15 protein-coding genes are annotated in these 12901 nt (G+C 67.5%); 4 read left to right on the forward strand and 11 right to left on the reverse strand.

All coding sequences use genetic code 11. From position 1 onward, the window contains the following. Window positions 1-25 precede the first annotated feature (25 nt). The 7 genes from ACZLHH_RS05185 to purM all read right to left on the reverse strand — a co-directional run bounded on the left by ACZLHH_RS05185 (window position 26) and on the right by purM (window position 4952). Window positions 26-709 (reverse strand): DUF3108 domain-containing protein, encoded by a 684-nt coding sequence (locus ACZLHH_RS05185; protein ID WP_010483632.1) that lies wholly within the window; start codon window positions 707-709, stop codon window positions 26-28. A gap of 2 nt (window positions 710-711) precedes the next feature. Next, complete coding sequence (locus ACZLHH_RS05190) at window positions 712-1536, reverse strand: DUF3108 domain-containing protein (RefSeq protein ID WP_049462886.1); 825 nt, start codon at window positions 1534-1536, stop codon at window positions 712-714. A gap of 67 nt (window positions 1537-1603) precedes the next feature. Continuing rightward, window positions 1604-2263, reverse strand: a complete 660-nt coding sequence (purN, locus tag ACZLHH_RS05195) for a phosphoribosylglycinamide formyltransferase (protein WP_049398165.1) — start codon at window positions 2261-2263, stop codon at window positions 1604-1606. Continuing rightward, window positions 2260-2922: a DUF2238 domain-containing protein gene (locus ACZLHH_RS05200; RefSeq protein ID WP_049462887.1), complete on the reverse strand. Its 663-nt coding sequence runs from the start codon at window positions 2920-2922 to the stop codon at window positions 2260-2262. Before ACZLHH_RS05200 ends, purN begins: the two co-directional genes overlap by 4 nt. A 41-nt stretch (window positions 2923-2963) precedes the next feature. Beyond that, window positions 2964-3386, reverse strand: a complete 423-nt coding sequence (locus ACZLHH_RS05205) for a hypothetical protein (RefSeq protein WP_032130364.1) — start codon at window positions 3384-3386, stop codon at window positions 2964-2966. Next, entirely contained in the window at window positions 3383-3871 is a 489-nt protein-coding gene (locus tag ACZLHH_RS05210) for a hypothetical protein (protein WP_032130363.1), read from the reverse strand. The genes ACZLHH_RS05205 and ACZLHH_RS05210 overlap by 4 nt, the downstream gene beginning before the upstream one ends. 22 nt (window positions 3872-3893) lie before the next feature. After that, window positions 3894-4952, reverse strand: a complete 1059-nt coding sequence (gene purM, locus ACZLHH_RS05215) for a phosphoribosylformylglycinamidine cyclo-ligase (RefSeq protein WP_049462888.1) — start codon at window positions 4950-4952, stop codon at window positions 3894-3896. Between the two features lie 99 nt (window positions 4953-5051). Between purM and ACZLHH_RS05220 the strand changes: the two genes are divergently transcribed. From ACZLHH_RS05220 to hda, 3 genes are read left to right on the forward strand one after another with little or no spacing between them, the layout of a single operon-like run. Continuing rightward, window positions 5052-6191 carry a DUF2066 domain-containing protein gene (locus ACZLHH_RS05220; protein ID WP_049462889.1) on the forward strand — a complete coding sequence of 380 codons (1140 nt, stop codon included), beginning with the start codon at window positions 5052-5054 and terminating at the stop codon, window positions 6189-6191. Then, window positions 6188-7357 (forward strand): AI-2E family transporter, encoded by a 1170-nt coding sequence (locus tag ACZLHH_RS05225; protein ID WP_032130360.1) that lies wholly within the window; start codon window positions 6188-6190, stop codon window positions 7355-7357. Before ACZLHH_RS05220 ends, ACZLHH_RS05225 begins: the two co-directional genes overlap by 4 nt. Then, window positions 7357-8064 (forward strand): DnaA regulatory inactivator Hda, encoded by a 708-nt coding sequence (gene hda / locus ACZLHH_RS05230; protein WP_032130359.1) that lies wholly within the window; start codon window positions 7357-7359, stop codon window positions 8062-8064. Before ACZLHH_RS05225 ends, hda begins: the two co-directional genes overlap by 1 nt. 588 nt (window positions 8065-8652) lie before the next feature. On the opposite strand, the gene murU is transcribed toward hda, so the two are convergent. From murU to ACZLHH_RS05250, 4 genes are all read right to left on the reverse strand, one after another. Next, a complete protein-coding gene (gene murU / locus ACZLHH_RS05235; RefSeq protein ID WP_049463133.1) occupies window positions 8653-9363 on the reverse strand; it encodes an N-acetylmuramate alpha-1-phosphate uridylyltransferase MurU in 711 nt (236 codons plus the stop codon). After that, complete coding sequence (locus ACZLHH_RS05240; RefSeq protein WP_049463134.1) at window positions 9360-10385, reverse strand: aminoglycoside phosphotransferase family protein; 1026 nt, start codon at window positions 10383-10385, stop codon at window positions 9360-9362. Before ACZLHH_RS05240 ends, murU begins: the two co-directional genes overlap by 4 nt. A gap of 64 nt (window positions 10386-10449) precedes the next feature. Then, window positions 10450-10719: a GlsB/YeaQ/YmgE family stress response membrane protein gene (locus ACZLHH_RS05245; RefSeq protein WP_049398791.1), complete on the reverse strand. Its 270-nt coding sequence runs from the start codon at window positions 10717-10719 to the stop codon at window positions 10450-10452. 70 nt (window positions 10720-10789) lie between these two features. Further along, a complete protein-coding gene (locus ACZLHH_RS05250) occupies window positions 10790-12283 on the reverse strand; it encodes a M20 family metallopeptidase (RefSeq protein ID WP_010483606.1) in 1494 nt (497 codons plus the stop codon). Window positions 12284-12482: 199 nt separating this feature from the next. Here ACZLHH_RS05250 and ACZLHH_RS05255 point away from each other — a divergent pair, with 199 nt between their 5' ends. Next, window positions 12483-12809: a ComEA family DNA-binding protein gene (locus tag ACZLHH_RS05255; RefSeq protein WP_012510302.1), complete on the forward strand. Its 327-nt coding sequence runs from the start codon at window positions 12483-12485 to the stop codon at window positions 12807-12809. The last annotated feature ends 92 nt before the right edge of the window (window positions 12810-12901 follow it).

Here is a 12901-nt window from a genome sequence, read left to right on the forward strand (position 1 = left end):
ATGCGTGGATGACGTGGATCTCCGGTCAGTTCATCGCCTTGATGGTCAGGTCCAGCGCATCGCGGCCGCTCTCACGCTGCAGCATGCGCGCCGGCACCGGGAATTCCGGCACGATCCAGGCGATCAGCTCCTTGTTGCCGTCGGCGCGCGAGACCTTGGTGGCCTCGTAGCTCTTGCCGCCCACGGTGATCGATTCCTTGCCGATCACACGGTACGTCATGTTCTTGATGCGGCCTTCGTCGACCATGCGATAGGTCAGCGGCTTGCCCGCCGCCAGGTCACGGGCGATCGCCAGGTTGATCAGCAGCGCGTCCATGTCACCGGCTTTCAGCGCAATCGGGCCAGCGCGATCCGGCTTGATGTCACCGGTCCAGGTGGCCTGGTTGCTGGTCCAGTTGTAGTTGGCCTGCACGTTGCGCTTCTTCACCAGCAGCGCCGAACGGTCCTGGCTGCTGAGCGGGCGCAGCTGGCCACGCACTTCCTCGAACACCGTGCTCTGGCTGAGGTCGGCCAGCTGGTTCTTCACCTGCAGGCTGTAGCGCCACTTGTTGCTGCCTTCGCTGGCCAGGGTCATGGTGCCGTTGGCCTGCATGCCCATGTAGCTGGCCAGGTAATCGGCCTTGAACGGTTCCAGCGCCATGGCCGGCAGGCTGGCCACGGTCAGGGCAGCGGCTGCGATCCAGGTGAGGGGGCGGGTCAGGGTATTCATGCTCAGACTCCTTGGTATTCGATCAGGCGCAGATCGACGCGGTCTTCGCCGTCTTCGCGTTGCAGGATGCGCACCGGGGTGGGGACACCGTTGGCGATCCAGAGAATGGTTTCGTTTCTGCCACCGTTGGTCCGGTAGACCCGCAGTGCGTTGTAGGACAGGTCGCCGACCTCGACGTTCTCGGTCTGCGGCGCGGCCTGGTAGTCGTGTTCGCGGACCTTGCCCATGTCCACGTAGCGGTAATGCATGGAGGCGCCTGGACGCGCATCGCGCATGATCGCCAGGTTGATCAGCAGCGCGCTCTGGTCGCCTGCCTGCAGCGGGATCGGTTGCGCGCGTTCCTTCTTGACGTCACCGGTCCATTGCGCGGTGCCGGCCTGCCAGTTGTAGGTGCCGACCGCCTTCTTGCCCAGGAACAGGCCCTTGCGCACCGTGCTCTGGCTGAGCGGCGCATACACGCCGCTGCGCTCCTCGAACACCGTGCTCTGTTCGATGTTCAGGCCCAGCACGCTGGCAAAGCCGCGGCGGCCGACCACCTGCATGTCCACCCGCCACTGGCTGCCGCCGGTGTGGGTGACCTGCATGCTGGCATCGCCCGCTTCCTTGCCCTTGTAGAAGGCCTGGTAGGTGGCGCTGAACGGTTGCAGCGGCGGTGGCTCCCAGGCCAGTGCCGGTGGCATCGGTACGGCCGGCGCATCGGCTGGCGGCTGCGCTGCGGGCACGGGTGCCGGCGGGGTGGCGGGCGCCTGTGCCTGGCCCCAGCCCACGCCGGGGAACACGGCAAGCGACAACAGCAATGGAGTGGACAGCAGGGTCGTGGTCTTCATGGAGGACAGGGACCGCAGGAGGGGGCAGGATGCCAGCCCCGCAGTCAGCGGGGCGTGTGCATGGAGACTACCGGTTCAGGTTCCCGGCGGAATCTAGGGCCAACGGGCTAAACAGGGGGTGACCGTCCAGTTGCGGCTGGCCCTCCCGTTCAGCCAGGCGGCCGGCGCACAACAGCTGCAGGGTGGCGATCAGCAGCGGATGCTCCACCGCCAGCACGCGCGCGGCTAGGCTGTCGGCGTCATCGCCGGGCAGCACCGGCACCCGCACCTGCGCCAGCACGGCGCCCGCATCCAGCTCGGGCACGACCAGATGCACGCTGGCACCGTGCTCGGCGTCGCCCGCCTGCAGCGCCCGTGCGTGGGTGTCCAGGCCCTTGTGCAGCGGCAGCAGCGATGGATGGATGTTGACCAGCCGGCCATTGAAGCGCTGTACGAAGGCCGCGCCGAGGATGCGCATGTAGCCGGCGCAGACGATCCAGTCCGGTTGTACTGCGGCCAGCGCATCGCCGAGCGCCTGCTCGTAGCTGGCGCGGTCGCTGAAGGACTTCGGTGCATGCGCCCAGCGCAGGTTTGGTGCGACGCGCTGCAGGGCCTCTGCGGCGGGGCGGTCGGAAAACACGCCGACCACCTCGGCGGGCAGTCGGCCGTCGGCAATGGCATCGAGGATGGCCTGCAGGTTGCTGCCGCGGCCGGAGGCGAGCACGGCAATGCGGGTGGTCGCGGTCACTGCTGGGCGCTCCGGCGGATCAGCGGCCAGATCAGCAGGCTGCCGAGGGTGGCCATCAGCATGTCGGCGTGCGCGTCCCACATGTCGCCCTGCTGCCCGTTGTAGGCCTCGGCAGCATCCGGTGACAGCGCCAGCGCGATGGCCCACTCGAACCATTCGTAGACCAGGCTGGCACACATCACCGTCATCACCGCCAGGGTGAAGGTCTGGCCCAGGCGCAGCGCCGGCCACGCATGACGGGCAAGCTGCAGCAGCGCAGGAGTGAAGCAGACCCCGAACAGGAAGTGGATGAGGCGATCGAAATGGTTGCGCTGCCAGCCGAAGGCCGCATTCGGCGACCAGCCGCTCAGCGTCTGCACCCAGGCGTCGTAGGGCACGTTGGAATACAGCCAGCGCGCGGCCACGCAGTGCAGGGCGATGAAGCCGCAGATCGCGATGAAGGCACCGTTGCCCAGCCAGCCGCCGCGACGGTCGACCCACAGCAGCGCGGCCAGCCCGATCACGGTCAGGGTGCTGTGCAGGGCCTGTTCGGTAGGCCACAGCGGGTGGACCCAGCTGATTGCGAACACCGCCAGCACGGCGGCAAAGGCCAGCTTCTTGGGGCCCGAGAAACGGTGGGTGGTGGGCGAAGCGGACGTGGGGAGGGCAGGCGCGGACATGGGAAATCGATCAGGAAAGGACGGGGCGTCTGCCGGCAGGTTCAGACACTGAGGTGGTCGCCGCGGTCGAACAGCGCGGCCATGTCAGGTTTGGACAGGAACACCCAGGCATAGGCGGCCAAGGCCATGCCCAGCGGGCCGGCCAGTACGCCCAGCCACGCCGCGCGCCGACACCAGGCCAGCCCGGTGCGATGTGACAGCTGGCGCGCGGTATACAACTGCACGAACCCCAGCACGGCCGCCAGCACGGCGATGGACGCATAGACCGTGGTCAGCATCCAGGCATCGTCCAGCCCGCGCGAGTGGGCCACCCATCCGCTGAGGCCAAGAAACGCCACTGTGGCGAACCAATGGAAGCCGGCCAACGCGTAGAACAGCACTTTCAGCGTCTGCAGGTGGCTGGTCAGCTGCAGCTGCGCCAGGGTCTGATGCGGCAGCGGCGGCGGATTGCCGGAGGCGGTCATGCGGGCGTGGCGGGAAGGTCGAAGGCGGCCTTCACCTGCGGGCGCAGCAGGGTGATCAGGCCGAACACCCCCAGCACCGTGCCGATGGGGGTGAACAGGCAGGCCAGGCCGGCCGCGATCAGGCACAGCAGGTAGCGGCGTCTCTGGGCCAGGCAGCGGCCGGCATAGGCGACGAACGCGCCCAGGGTGACGCCCCCGAATACGGCGACGCAACCGATGAGGGTGAACATCCAGCCGAACAGGCGCTGTTCGGCCGGCGACGACGGCTGGCCGCCGGAATTCATCGGCAGGTTGCCGGTGAGCGCGGTGATGCCCAGCACGATGTGGATGATGAAGATCAGCGAGAACAGCACGATCAGGCCGCCGACCACGTAGTGCGCGATGGCCAGCATGCGCAGGTGGTCGGCATCCTGCGCGTTGAACACCGGTACCGTCGCCAGCGGCGGCGGCACGGGGGCGGGCGACAAGGGGGGCGTTGCGTCCATGCGGGCTCCTGGGTTGTCGGGATCAGGCGATGTGGACGCGCTCGGCGCCTTCGGCGGTGACCACCTGGCCGATGGTCCAGTGCTCCAGGCCCTGCGCCTTGACCGCATCGGATACCGCGGCCATCTGGTCCGGCGCCACGATCAGCACGAAGCCGATACCGCAGTTGAAGGTGCGCCACATCTCGCTGTCGGCGACCGCGCCTTCCTTCTGCAGCCACTGGAACACCGGCGGCAGGGTCCAGGACGAGGCCTGGATGTCCAGGCCGAGGCCGTCGGGCACCACGCGGATGATGTTCTCGGTCAGGCCGCCACCGGTGATGTGGGCCATGCCGTGGATGGCCGCGCCGTGCGACTTCAGCAGCGACAGGATCGGCTTCACGTACAGGCGGGTCGGCGCCATCAGCGCATCGACCAGCTTCACGCCGCCTTCCAGCTCCAGCTCGGCCGGGCGGCCGGCGCGGTCGTAGATGCGGCGCACCAGCGAGTAGCCGTTGGAATGCGGGCCGGACGAAGCGATGCCGATCAGTACGTCGCCGGCAGCCACGCTGGCGCCATCCTTCAGCTCGCTCTTCTCGACCGCGGCGACGGTGAAGCCGGCCAGGTCGTATTCGCCCGGGGCATACATGTCGGGCATTTCAGCGGTTTCGCCGCCGATCAGCGCGCAGCCGGCCTCGGTGCAGCCGTTGGCGATGCCGCCCACGACCGCCGCGGCGGTGTCGATGTCCAGCTTGCCGGTGGCGAAGTAGTCCAGGAAGAACAGCGGCTCGGCACCCTGCACCAGCACGTCGTTCACGCACATGGCGACCAGATCGATGCCGATCGTATCGTGGCGGTTCAGCTGGTGGGCCAGCTTCAGCTTGGTGCCCACGCCGTCGGTGCCCGACACCAGCACCGGCTCGCGGTACTTGTTGGACAGGTCGAACAGGGCGCCGAAGCCGCCCAGGCCGCCCATCACTTCCGGGCGGAAGCTGCGCTTGACCAGGGGCTTGATCCGCTCGACCAGTTCGTTGCCGGCGTCGATGTCGACACCCGCGTCACGGTAGGTGAGGGGGGAGGGGGCGGAAGACGGGGTGTTGGTCACGGGCGTCGGCGCTGGCAGGGGTTGAACGGGCGATTTTAACAGGCCGCATTGGCGCAAAGGCCGTATTCGGGCAACAATTCCCCCGGATACGTCGAGCCAATGGATGTCCTGATGCGCCGCAGCCTGATTCTGACCCTGCTCCTTGCGCTGAGCCTGCCGGTGGCCACGATGGCCCAGAGCGGCCTGCGCACCGAGGGTGATGTTGCCACCGCCATTGGCGCGTACGAGGCCGAAGTGCCCGTCAACAGCCAGGCCGAAGCCGACCGCAACGGTGCGCTGGCCCGCGCCTTGAGCGTTGTACTGGGCAAGTTGTCCGGCGATCGCAGCGTGATGTCGCGCCCTGGCGTGGCGCAGGCGCTGCGCAATGCCAAGGATTACGTGGCCAGCTACGACTACAAGCAGGACCAGAGCGTGAGCGCCAGTGGCGCCCCCAGCTTCCGCACCCTGCTGGTGGCCCGCTTCCGCGAGGACGATGTCGATTCGCTGGTGTCGGCGCTGGGCCTGCCGCTGTGGCCGCAGCCCCGACCGAAGCCGGTGCTGTGGCTGGCCGTCGATGACGGCAGCGGTCCGCGCCTGGTCAGCGTGCAGCAGGCCAACGCCGCCCGCCCGTTGCTGAACCGCGCCATCGAGCGCGGCTACAAGCTGGGCCTGCCCAGCGGTGGTGCCGCCGAACAGGCGCTGGCCGGTGCCATCTGGCGCCAGGACAGTGCCGCCGTGGCCCGTGCCTCTTCGCGCTACTCTCCGCCGATGCAGCTGATCGGCAAGCTGTACCGCGCCAATGGCGGCTGGCAGGCGGACTGGGTGTTCGTCGACAACGGCCGTGAGCTGAACAAGTGGACCAGCAAGGACGCCAACGCCATGCGCGCGATGGCCGCCGGTGCCGATGGTGCCGCCGATGCGCTGGTCAAGCGCTATGCCAAGGCCGGCGCGGCCGTCGGCCAGGCCGGCACCTATCGGGTGGTGGTCACCGGCATCAACAGTGCCGACGACTACCTGCGCCTGGCTGCCGGCCTGCGTGAGGTGCCGGTGGTGCGCAACGTCACCCCGCTGCACGCTTCGGCCGGCCAGCTGGAGCTGAGCCTGGAGATGACCACCGGCCTGGCCGGCTTCAACCGCATGCTGGGCGACAACGGCGTGCTGGTGCCGAGCGCACCGCTGCCGGCCCTGCCGACGCCGATCGACGACACCACCGGTGCCCCGGTCGCTGCGCCGGTCAGCAACGAGTACCGCCTGCGATGAACCTGACCCCGGAAGCGGAAATCGCGCAGTTCCTGCGCCGCCTGAAGTACATCCTGTTCGCAGGCCTGATCGGCTGGGTGGTGTGGTTGCTGGCGCCGATCCTGACCCCGTTCGTGCTGGCGCTGGCGCTGGCCTGGCTGGGCGATCCGCTGGTGGACCGCATCGAGGCCACCGGCCGTTCGCGCATGACCGGCGTGGTGCTGGTGTTCGCGGCGATGGTGCTGGTGATCGTGGCGCTGCTGCTGGTGCTGGTGCCGATGATCGAGCGCCAGATCACCACCCTGATTGCGGTCGCGCCGCAGGCACAGGCGTGGCTGATGGAAAAGGGCATTCCCTGGTTCGAGCAGAAGACCGGCCTGGAAGTGATGCAGTGGCTGGACCCGGACCGCCTGATCGAATGGGTGCGCAGCCACTGGCAGCAGGCCGGCGGCTTCGCCACCACGTTCATGGGCTACGTCTCGCGTTCGGGCTTTGCGATGGTGACCTGGGTGGTCAACATCCTGCTGCTGCCGATCCTGGCGTTCTACTTCCTGCGTGACTGGGACAAGCTGGTCGAGCGCGTGGCGTCGGTGATTCCGCGCAACCAGATCGGCACCATCAGCGCATTGGCGCGTGAGTCCAACGAGGTGCTCGGCGCCTTCATCCGCGGTCAGTTCCTGGTGATGCTGGCGCTGGGCGTGATCTATGCCGGCGGCCTGTCGCTGGTCGGCCTCAAGCTGGGTCTGCTGATCGGCCTGATTGCCGGCCTGATCAGCTTCATTCCCTATCTGGGCGCGACCACCGGCATCCTGATGGCGGTGGTCGCCGCACTGGTGCAGGCACAGGGCTTCGACCTGAAGCTGCTGATCCTGGTCGGCGTGGTGTTCACCGTGGGCCAGCTGCTGGAAAGCTACGTGCTGACCCCGCGGATTGTCGGCGACAAGATCGGCCTGCACCCGGTGGCAGTGATCTTCGCGGTGATGGCCGGCGGCCAGCTGTTCGGCTTCCTCGGCATGCTGCTGGCGCTGCCGGTGGCAGCGGTGACCAACGTGCTGCTGCGCTACGCGCACCAGCGTTATCGCCAGAGCGAGCTGTACGTGGGTGAGAAGCCGGCGATCGTGCTTGATGGCGTGGTCGATGCCCCCCATATCATCATTCCGAACGACAAGGGCCCCGACCTGAAGTGATGGGTGTGCCGCAACTGCCGCTGGCCCTGCATTACCCGCGGGACCAGCGCCTGGAGACCTTCATCGGCGCGCCGGACGGCGCGCTGGCGCAGCTGCGCGCGATCGCGGTGGGTGCCAGCCACGATTGGGTCTACCTGGAAGGTGCGGCGGGCACGGGCAAGACCCACCAGGCACTGGCGATGTGCTCCAGCGCCGAGCAGGCCGGGCGACTGCCGACCTACGTACCGCTGGCCAGCGCCGCCGGCCGCGTACGCGCGGCGTTGGATGGGCTGGAGGCGCGCGAGCTGGTGGCGCTGGACGGCCTGGACGAGGTGGCCGGCAACCGCGAGGACGAGATCGCGCTGTTCGATTTCCACAACCGCGCGCGCGCTGCGGGCGTGACCGTGCTGTACACGGCGCAGAAGGCGCCGGAAGAACTGGGCCTGGTACTGCCCGATCTGCGTTCGCGGCTGGGCCAGTGCGTGCGTGTGCTGCTGCAGCCGCTGGATGAGGAAGGGCGGGCAGCGGTGCTGCGTGAGCGCGCGCTGCGGCGTGGGCTGGCGATCGACGAGGCCTCGATCGAGTGGCTGCTGTCGCATACCGGGCGCGAGCTGGGTGGGTTGATCACGCTGCTGGACTGGCTGGACCGCGAGTCGCTGGCGGCGAAGCGGCGGATCACCGTGCCGTTCCTGCGCCAGGTGCTGGAAGAAGGCCGGCCGCGTTACTGAGGTTGGGGTTTGCTTTGCAGGGCTGCGCCCTGCACCCGCCGTAGTGCCGGCCGCTGGCCGGCAACAGCAAGAGCCGAAGCAACAGCAGAAGCTGGCTTCCTGAGGGGAGGCGGGGTGGCTCAGGTTGCGGGGGACGGCGCAAGTACGTCCATGTAGCCTCGGTCGCGCCATCCATGGCGCTCACGCCCCCGCAACCTGAGCCACCCCGCCTTCGACAGGTTCCCGCGATCTGCCGGGACTGCGTACTGCACTGCTGTTGGTGGGTGTCGACCTTGGTCGACACGTGTCTTGCTTGTGGTGGGCGACTCTTGCTTGTGGTGGGTGACGACCGTTGGTCGTCATCGGAGCAAGCGTAGCGACGCGACCCGCTTTTGCTTTTCTTTTTTCTTTTCCGTGGCTGGTCGCCCACGGAAACTGTCAGAGGCCGGGCGGGATGGGTACGCGGGGGTGTCTGCGGCATGGATGCCGCGGACAAGCCTCCATGGATGGATTCACGGTGTCCCCCGCGTACCCATCCCGCCCGGCCAAGCACGGCTTTGCAGTCGAGCAAGCTCGACTCTACTTATTAGGCATCCAGCCACGAGGGGCTCAGCCGTTCGCGGCCAACTCAACATCCAGCGCGCGCAGGCGATCCACGGTCCCGACATCGGTCCAGCGCCCGCGATGGTGCTGCCCCGTCATCAATCCCTGTGCCATGAAGTGCTTCTGCAGCGGCACCACCGAGAACTTCGGTGGGAGCCGCTCGCTGCCCGGTGCATCACCGATCACCGTGCGCCAGTCGGCCACGATGGAAGGGCGATACACGCCGATGCCGGCATAGGTCAGGCACGGTCCTTCGCGGTCGTGGTGCAGCAACCCCTGCGCATCGATGCGGTAGTCACCGTTCGGGTGCTGAAGCGGATTGTCGACCAGCACCAGATGCGCCTGGCCCTGCGGCTCGCGCGGCAGCGTGGCGAAATCGAAATCGGTCCAGATGTCGCCGTTCACCACCAGGAACGGGGCGTCGCCCAGCACCGGTAGTGCATTGAGGATGCCGCCGCCGGTTTCCAGCGGGGTCTGCCCTTCGTACATGAAATGCAGGCGCAGGCCCCATTGGCTGCCATCGCCCAGTGTCGCCGGAAACTGCTCGGCCAGCCATGCGGTGTTGACCACCACCTCGCGCACGCCGAGTGCGGCCAGGCGTTCCAGGTGCCAGACGATCAGCGGTTTGCCGGCCACGTCCAGCAGCGGCTTGGGCGTGTGCAGTGTCAGCGGGCGCATGCGCTCGCCGAGGCCGGCAGCAAAGACCAGCGCCTTCATCGGGCCACGCGCATCGGTGCGGCCAGGTCGGTCAGCGCCGGCTTGATGCGGTGTTCCAGCAGCTGCTGCAGCGGTGCCAGCTCGCGGTAGCGCGGCAGCACTTCGTCCAGATAGGCGATGAAGCGCGGCGCGTCGTCGAGGTAGTGACCCTTGTTGTCGCGGTAGCGCAGGCGGCAGAACAGGCCAAGGATCTTCACGTGGCGCTGGATGCCCATCCAGTCGGCATCGCGCAGGAAGGTGGCGCGGTCGGGCACCGGCAGGCCGGCGTTGCGGGCGCGCTCGTGATACTGCGCCAGCCACTCGTCCACACGCTGCAGCGGCCAGCTCAGGAAGGCGTCCTTGAACAAGCTCATCGCATCGTAGGCGATCGGGCCGCGCACCAGGTCCTGGAAATCCAGCACTGCCGGACCATTCTCGACCGGCATCAGATTGCGCGGCATGTAGTCGCGATGGGTCATCAGCTGGGCCTGGCCCAGCGCGTTGTCCATCAAGCGGCGGTGCACCAGCTGCAGCCCTTCAATCTCGCCGCAGTCCAGTTCCAGGTTCAGGTGGCGCTGCAGGAACCATTCGTCGAACAGGCCGGCATCGCGCTGCAGCAGTGCTTCGCCGAACTGGCCGAAGTCGGCCGGCACCGGGATCGCCTGCAGGCGCAGCAGCTGTTCGATCGAGCGGCCGAACCATTCATCGGCGTTGCGCTCGTCGAGGATCTTCGCCAGGGTCGGGCCGCCGAGATCTTCCAGCAGCAGGAAGCCGGCATCCAGATCCTGCGCCAGCAGCGCGGGCACACGCAGGCCGTTGTCATCCAGCAGGCCGCGCATGCGCAGCCATGGGCGCGGATCTTCCAGCCCCGGCGGGGCATCCATCACGATGTGGCTGCCGCGCGTGCTGGTGGTGCGCCAGTAGCTGCGCATGCCGGCATCGACCGAGGCGCGTTCGACCACCGCACTGGAATCATCGAGCTGGGTACGGGCCCACTGCAGGCGCTGCGCGCTGCGCTGGGGATCGGAGGCGGGTTCGGTCATGCAGGCATATCCGGGCGCGCCGGGCGCGCCTACGTCGGGAACAGGAAGGGAAGAGGGTGCGGGATCAGCGGCGACCGCTGAACAGACGCAGGACGGCCAGCACGGCCACCGCGCCCAGCACCGCACCGAGGAAGCCGGCCGGCTCACCGGGGGCGTACCAGCCCATGTACTGGCCGAACCACCCGGCCAGCAGTGCGCCGATGATGCCCAGCACGATGGTCAGCAGGCAGCCCATGCGGTTGTTGCCGGGCATGAAGAATCGCCCGAGCAGGCCGACGAAGAAGCCGACCAGGATGATGTAGAGCCAGCTGCTGCTGCCGAACAGACCATTCATGCGCGCGATTTCCACCAAGGGTGGACGCAGCCTAGCAAGGCCAGGCTGCGTCCGTCACGGTGTGCCGGATTCAGCAGCAGCCGTGGTCGCCGTGGCGGGTGCCACTGTCGGCAGCCACCGGCGAACCGCTGGTCTCGCCGCGCAGGCTGGCGGCGTAGTGCTCGCTGATCACCTTGGACACGCAGGCGGTGACCTTCTTGCCCATCGGAATGTGCAGGAACTCGTTCGGGCCGTGTGCATTGGAGTGCGGACCGAGCACGCCGGTGATCATGAACTGGGCGCCCGGGAACTTCTCACCCAGCATGCCCATGAACGGAATCGAGCCACCTTCGCCCATGTACATCGCCGGCTTGCCGAAGAAGGCCTGGCTGGCGTCGTCGATGGCCTGGGTCAGCCACGGCGCCATGGCCGGGGCGTTCCAGCCGGTGGATGCCTTTTCCAGATCCAGAGTGACCTGCGCACCGTTCGGCGGGTCGCGCAGCAGCGCTTCCTTCAGCAGCTCACCGCAGGTCTTGCCATCGGCGGTCGGCGGCAGGCGCAGCGACAGCTTCACCGAGGTCTGCGGGCGCAGCACGTTGCCGGCCGATTCCAGCGCCGGCATGCCACCGACGCCGGTGACCGACAGTGCCGGGCGCCAGGTGCGGTTGAGCACCAGCTCGGTCAGGTCCTCGTTCATCGGACGCAGACCGTCGACCATCGGGAACTTCTCGAAGATCTCGGTATCGACCACTTCGGCGGCGCGCTTGGCCTGTTCCTGGCGCTCGGCCGGGATCTCAACGTTCATGCCGTCGATCAGGATGCGGCCGGTGTCCTGGTCCTCGATGCGCGACAGCAGCTGGCGCAGCAGGCGGAAGCTGGACGGCACCACGCCGGAGGCATCGCCGGAGTGCACGCCTTCGTTGAGCACCTTCACGGTGAAGTTGCCGCCGGTCAGGCCGCGCAGCGAGGTGGTGCACCACAGCTGGTCGTAGTTGGCGCAGCCCGAATCCAGGCAGACCACCAGCGACGGCTTGCCGATGCGGTCGGCGAGGTGGTCGACGTAGGCCGGCAGGTCATAGCTGCCCGACTCTTCACAGGCTTCGATCAGCACCACGCAGCGGGCGTGCGGCAGGCCCTGGGCCTGTAGTGCCAGCACCGCGGCCAGCGAGCCGAAGATGGCGTAGCCGTCGTCCGCACCGCCGCGGCCATACAGCTTGTCGCCGCGCAGGACCGGGGTCCACGGGCCGAGGTCGTCGTCCCAGCCGGTCATTTCCGGCTGCTTGTCGAGGTGGCCGTAGAGCAGGATGGTGTCGTCGCCGGTTTCGGCGCCGGTAGCCGGAATTTCCAGGAAGATCAGCGGGGTACGGCCTTCCAGGCGCACCACTTCAACCTTCAGGCCGGGCAGCTGCTGGGCCTTGGCCCAGTTCTCCATCAGGGTGACCGCCTGTTCCATGTAGCCGTTCTGCACCCAATTGGCGTCGAACATCGGCGACTTGTTGGGAATGCGGATGTAGTCGACCAACTGCGGGACGATCTCGCTGTCCCACTTGTCATTGACGAATTGGCCGAGCTTGGCGCTGTCCATCTGAAACTCCGGTTGCATGGGCTGATCCGGCCATTCTACGCCTGTGCCGCGGGTAGGGTTTTTCCTACATCACGTCGGGTATTTGGCTGGCTTTTAGAAATCCAGGAAACCGATAGGCTGTGTGCATGTGGTGACGGACACTGTTCCTACCGACGGGATTGCCGGTCGGGACGGCCAGAATCACAAGGAGATACACGTCGTGCCTTGGAGTGTCGTGTTGAGGGCACTGGTGCTGGTCGTGTGGATCGCTGGGGCGCATGCCGCCGAACCGATCGACATCAACCGCGCCGATGCCCAGGCGCTGCAGCAGGGATTGACGATGGTCGGAGCCGCCAAGGCCGAGGCGATCGTCGAGCACCGGCGCAGACACGGCCCGTTTCATCGCGTCGAGGACCTGACGCAGGTGAAGGGGATAGGGAAAGCAATCGTCGAACGGAATCGACAGCGGATCACCGTAGGCAACAGGTTGTTGCCGGCGGATCCGGTACCCGGATCGGTACCGGTGCGAACCGTACCCAGGCGCTGACAGCAGGAATCGTCGGAACCGGCAGGAGGCTGGTTCACCGGACACGGACAGGAAGGCCGTGACCACCGACCGCCGCAGGACGCGGCACCAAT

The organism is Stenotrophomonas sp. 28608_Sma, assembly GCF_056486185.1.

Excerpts from the sequence above, each read along its gene's own strand:
- ACZLHH_RS05245 (WP_049398791.1), bottom strand. The coding sequence starts at position 10,719 with ATGAATGGTCTGTTCGGCAGCAGCAGCTGGCTCTACATCATCCTGGTC.
- ACZLHH_RS05240 (WP_049463134.1), bottom strand. The coding sequence starts at position 10,385 with ATGACCGAACCCGCCTCCGATCCCCAGCGCAGCGCGCAGCGCCTGCAG.
- ACZLHH_RS05185 (WP_010483632.1), bottom strand. The coding sequence starts at position 709 with ATGAATACCCTGACCCGCCCCCTCACCTGGATCGCAGCCGCTGCCCTG.
- ACZLHH_RS05220 (WP_049462889.1), top strand. The coding sequence starts at position 5,052 with ATGGATGTCCTGATGCGCCGCAGCCTGATTCTGACCCTGCTCCTTGCG.
- ACZLHH_RS05210 (WP_032130363.1), bottom strand. The coding sequence starts at position 3,871 with ATGGACGCAACGCCCCCCTTGTCGCCCGCCCCCGTGCCGCCGCCGCTG.
- ACZLHH_RS05250 (WP_010483606.1), bottom strand. The coding sequence starts at position 12,283 with ATGGACAGCGCCAAGCTCGGCCAATTCGTCAATGACAAGTGGGACAGC.
- murU (WP_049463133.1), bottom strand. The coding sequence starts at position 9,363 with ATGAAGGCGCTGGTCTTTGCTGCCGGCCTCGGCGAGCGCATGCGCCCG.
- ACZLHH_RS05205 (WP_032130364.1), bottom strand. The coding sequence starts at position 3,386 with ATGACCGCCTCCGGCAATCCGCCGCCGCTGCCGCATCAGACCCTGGCG.
- ACZLHH_RS05200 (WP_049462887.1), bottom strand. The coding sequence starts at position 2,922 with ATGTCCGCGCCTGCCCTCCCCACGTCCGCTTCGCCCACCACCCACCGT.
- ACZLHH_RS05190 (WP_049462886.1), bottom strand. The coding sequence starts at position 1,536 with ATGAAGACCACGACCCTGCTGTCCACTCCATTGCTGTTGTCGCTTGCC.
- hda (WP_032130359.1), top strand. The coding sequence starts at position 7,357 with ATGGGTGTGCCGCAACTGCCGCTGGCCCTGCATTACCCGCGGGACCAG.
- ACZLHH_RS05225 (WP_032130360.1), top strand. The coding sequence starts at position 6,188 with ATGAACCTGACCCCGGAAGCGGAAATCGCGCAGTTCCTGCGCCGCCTG.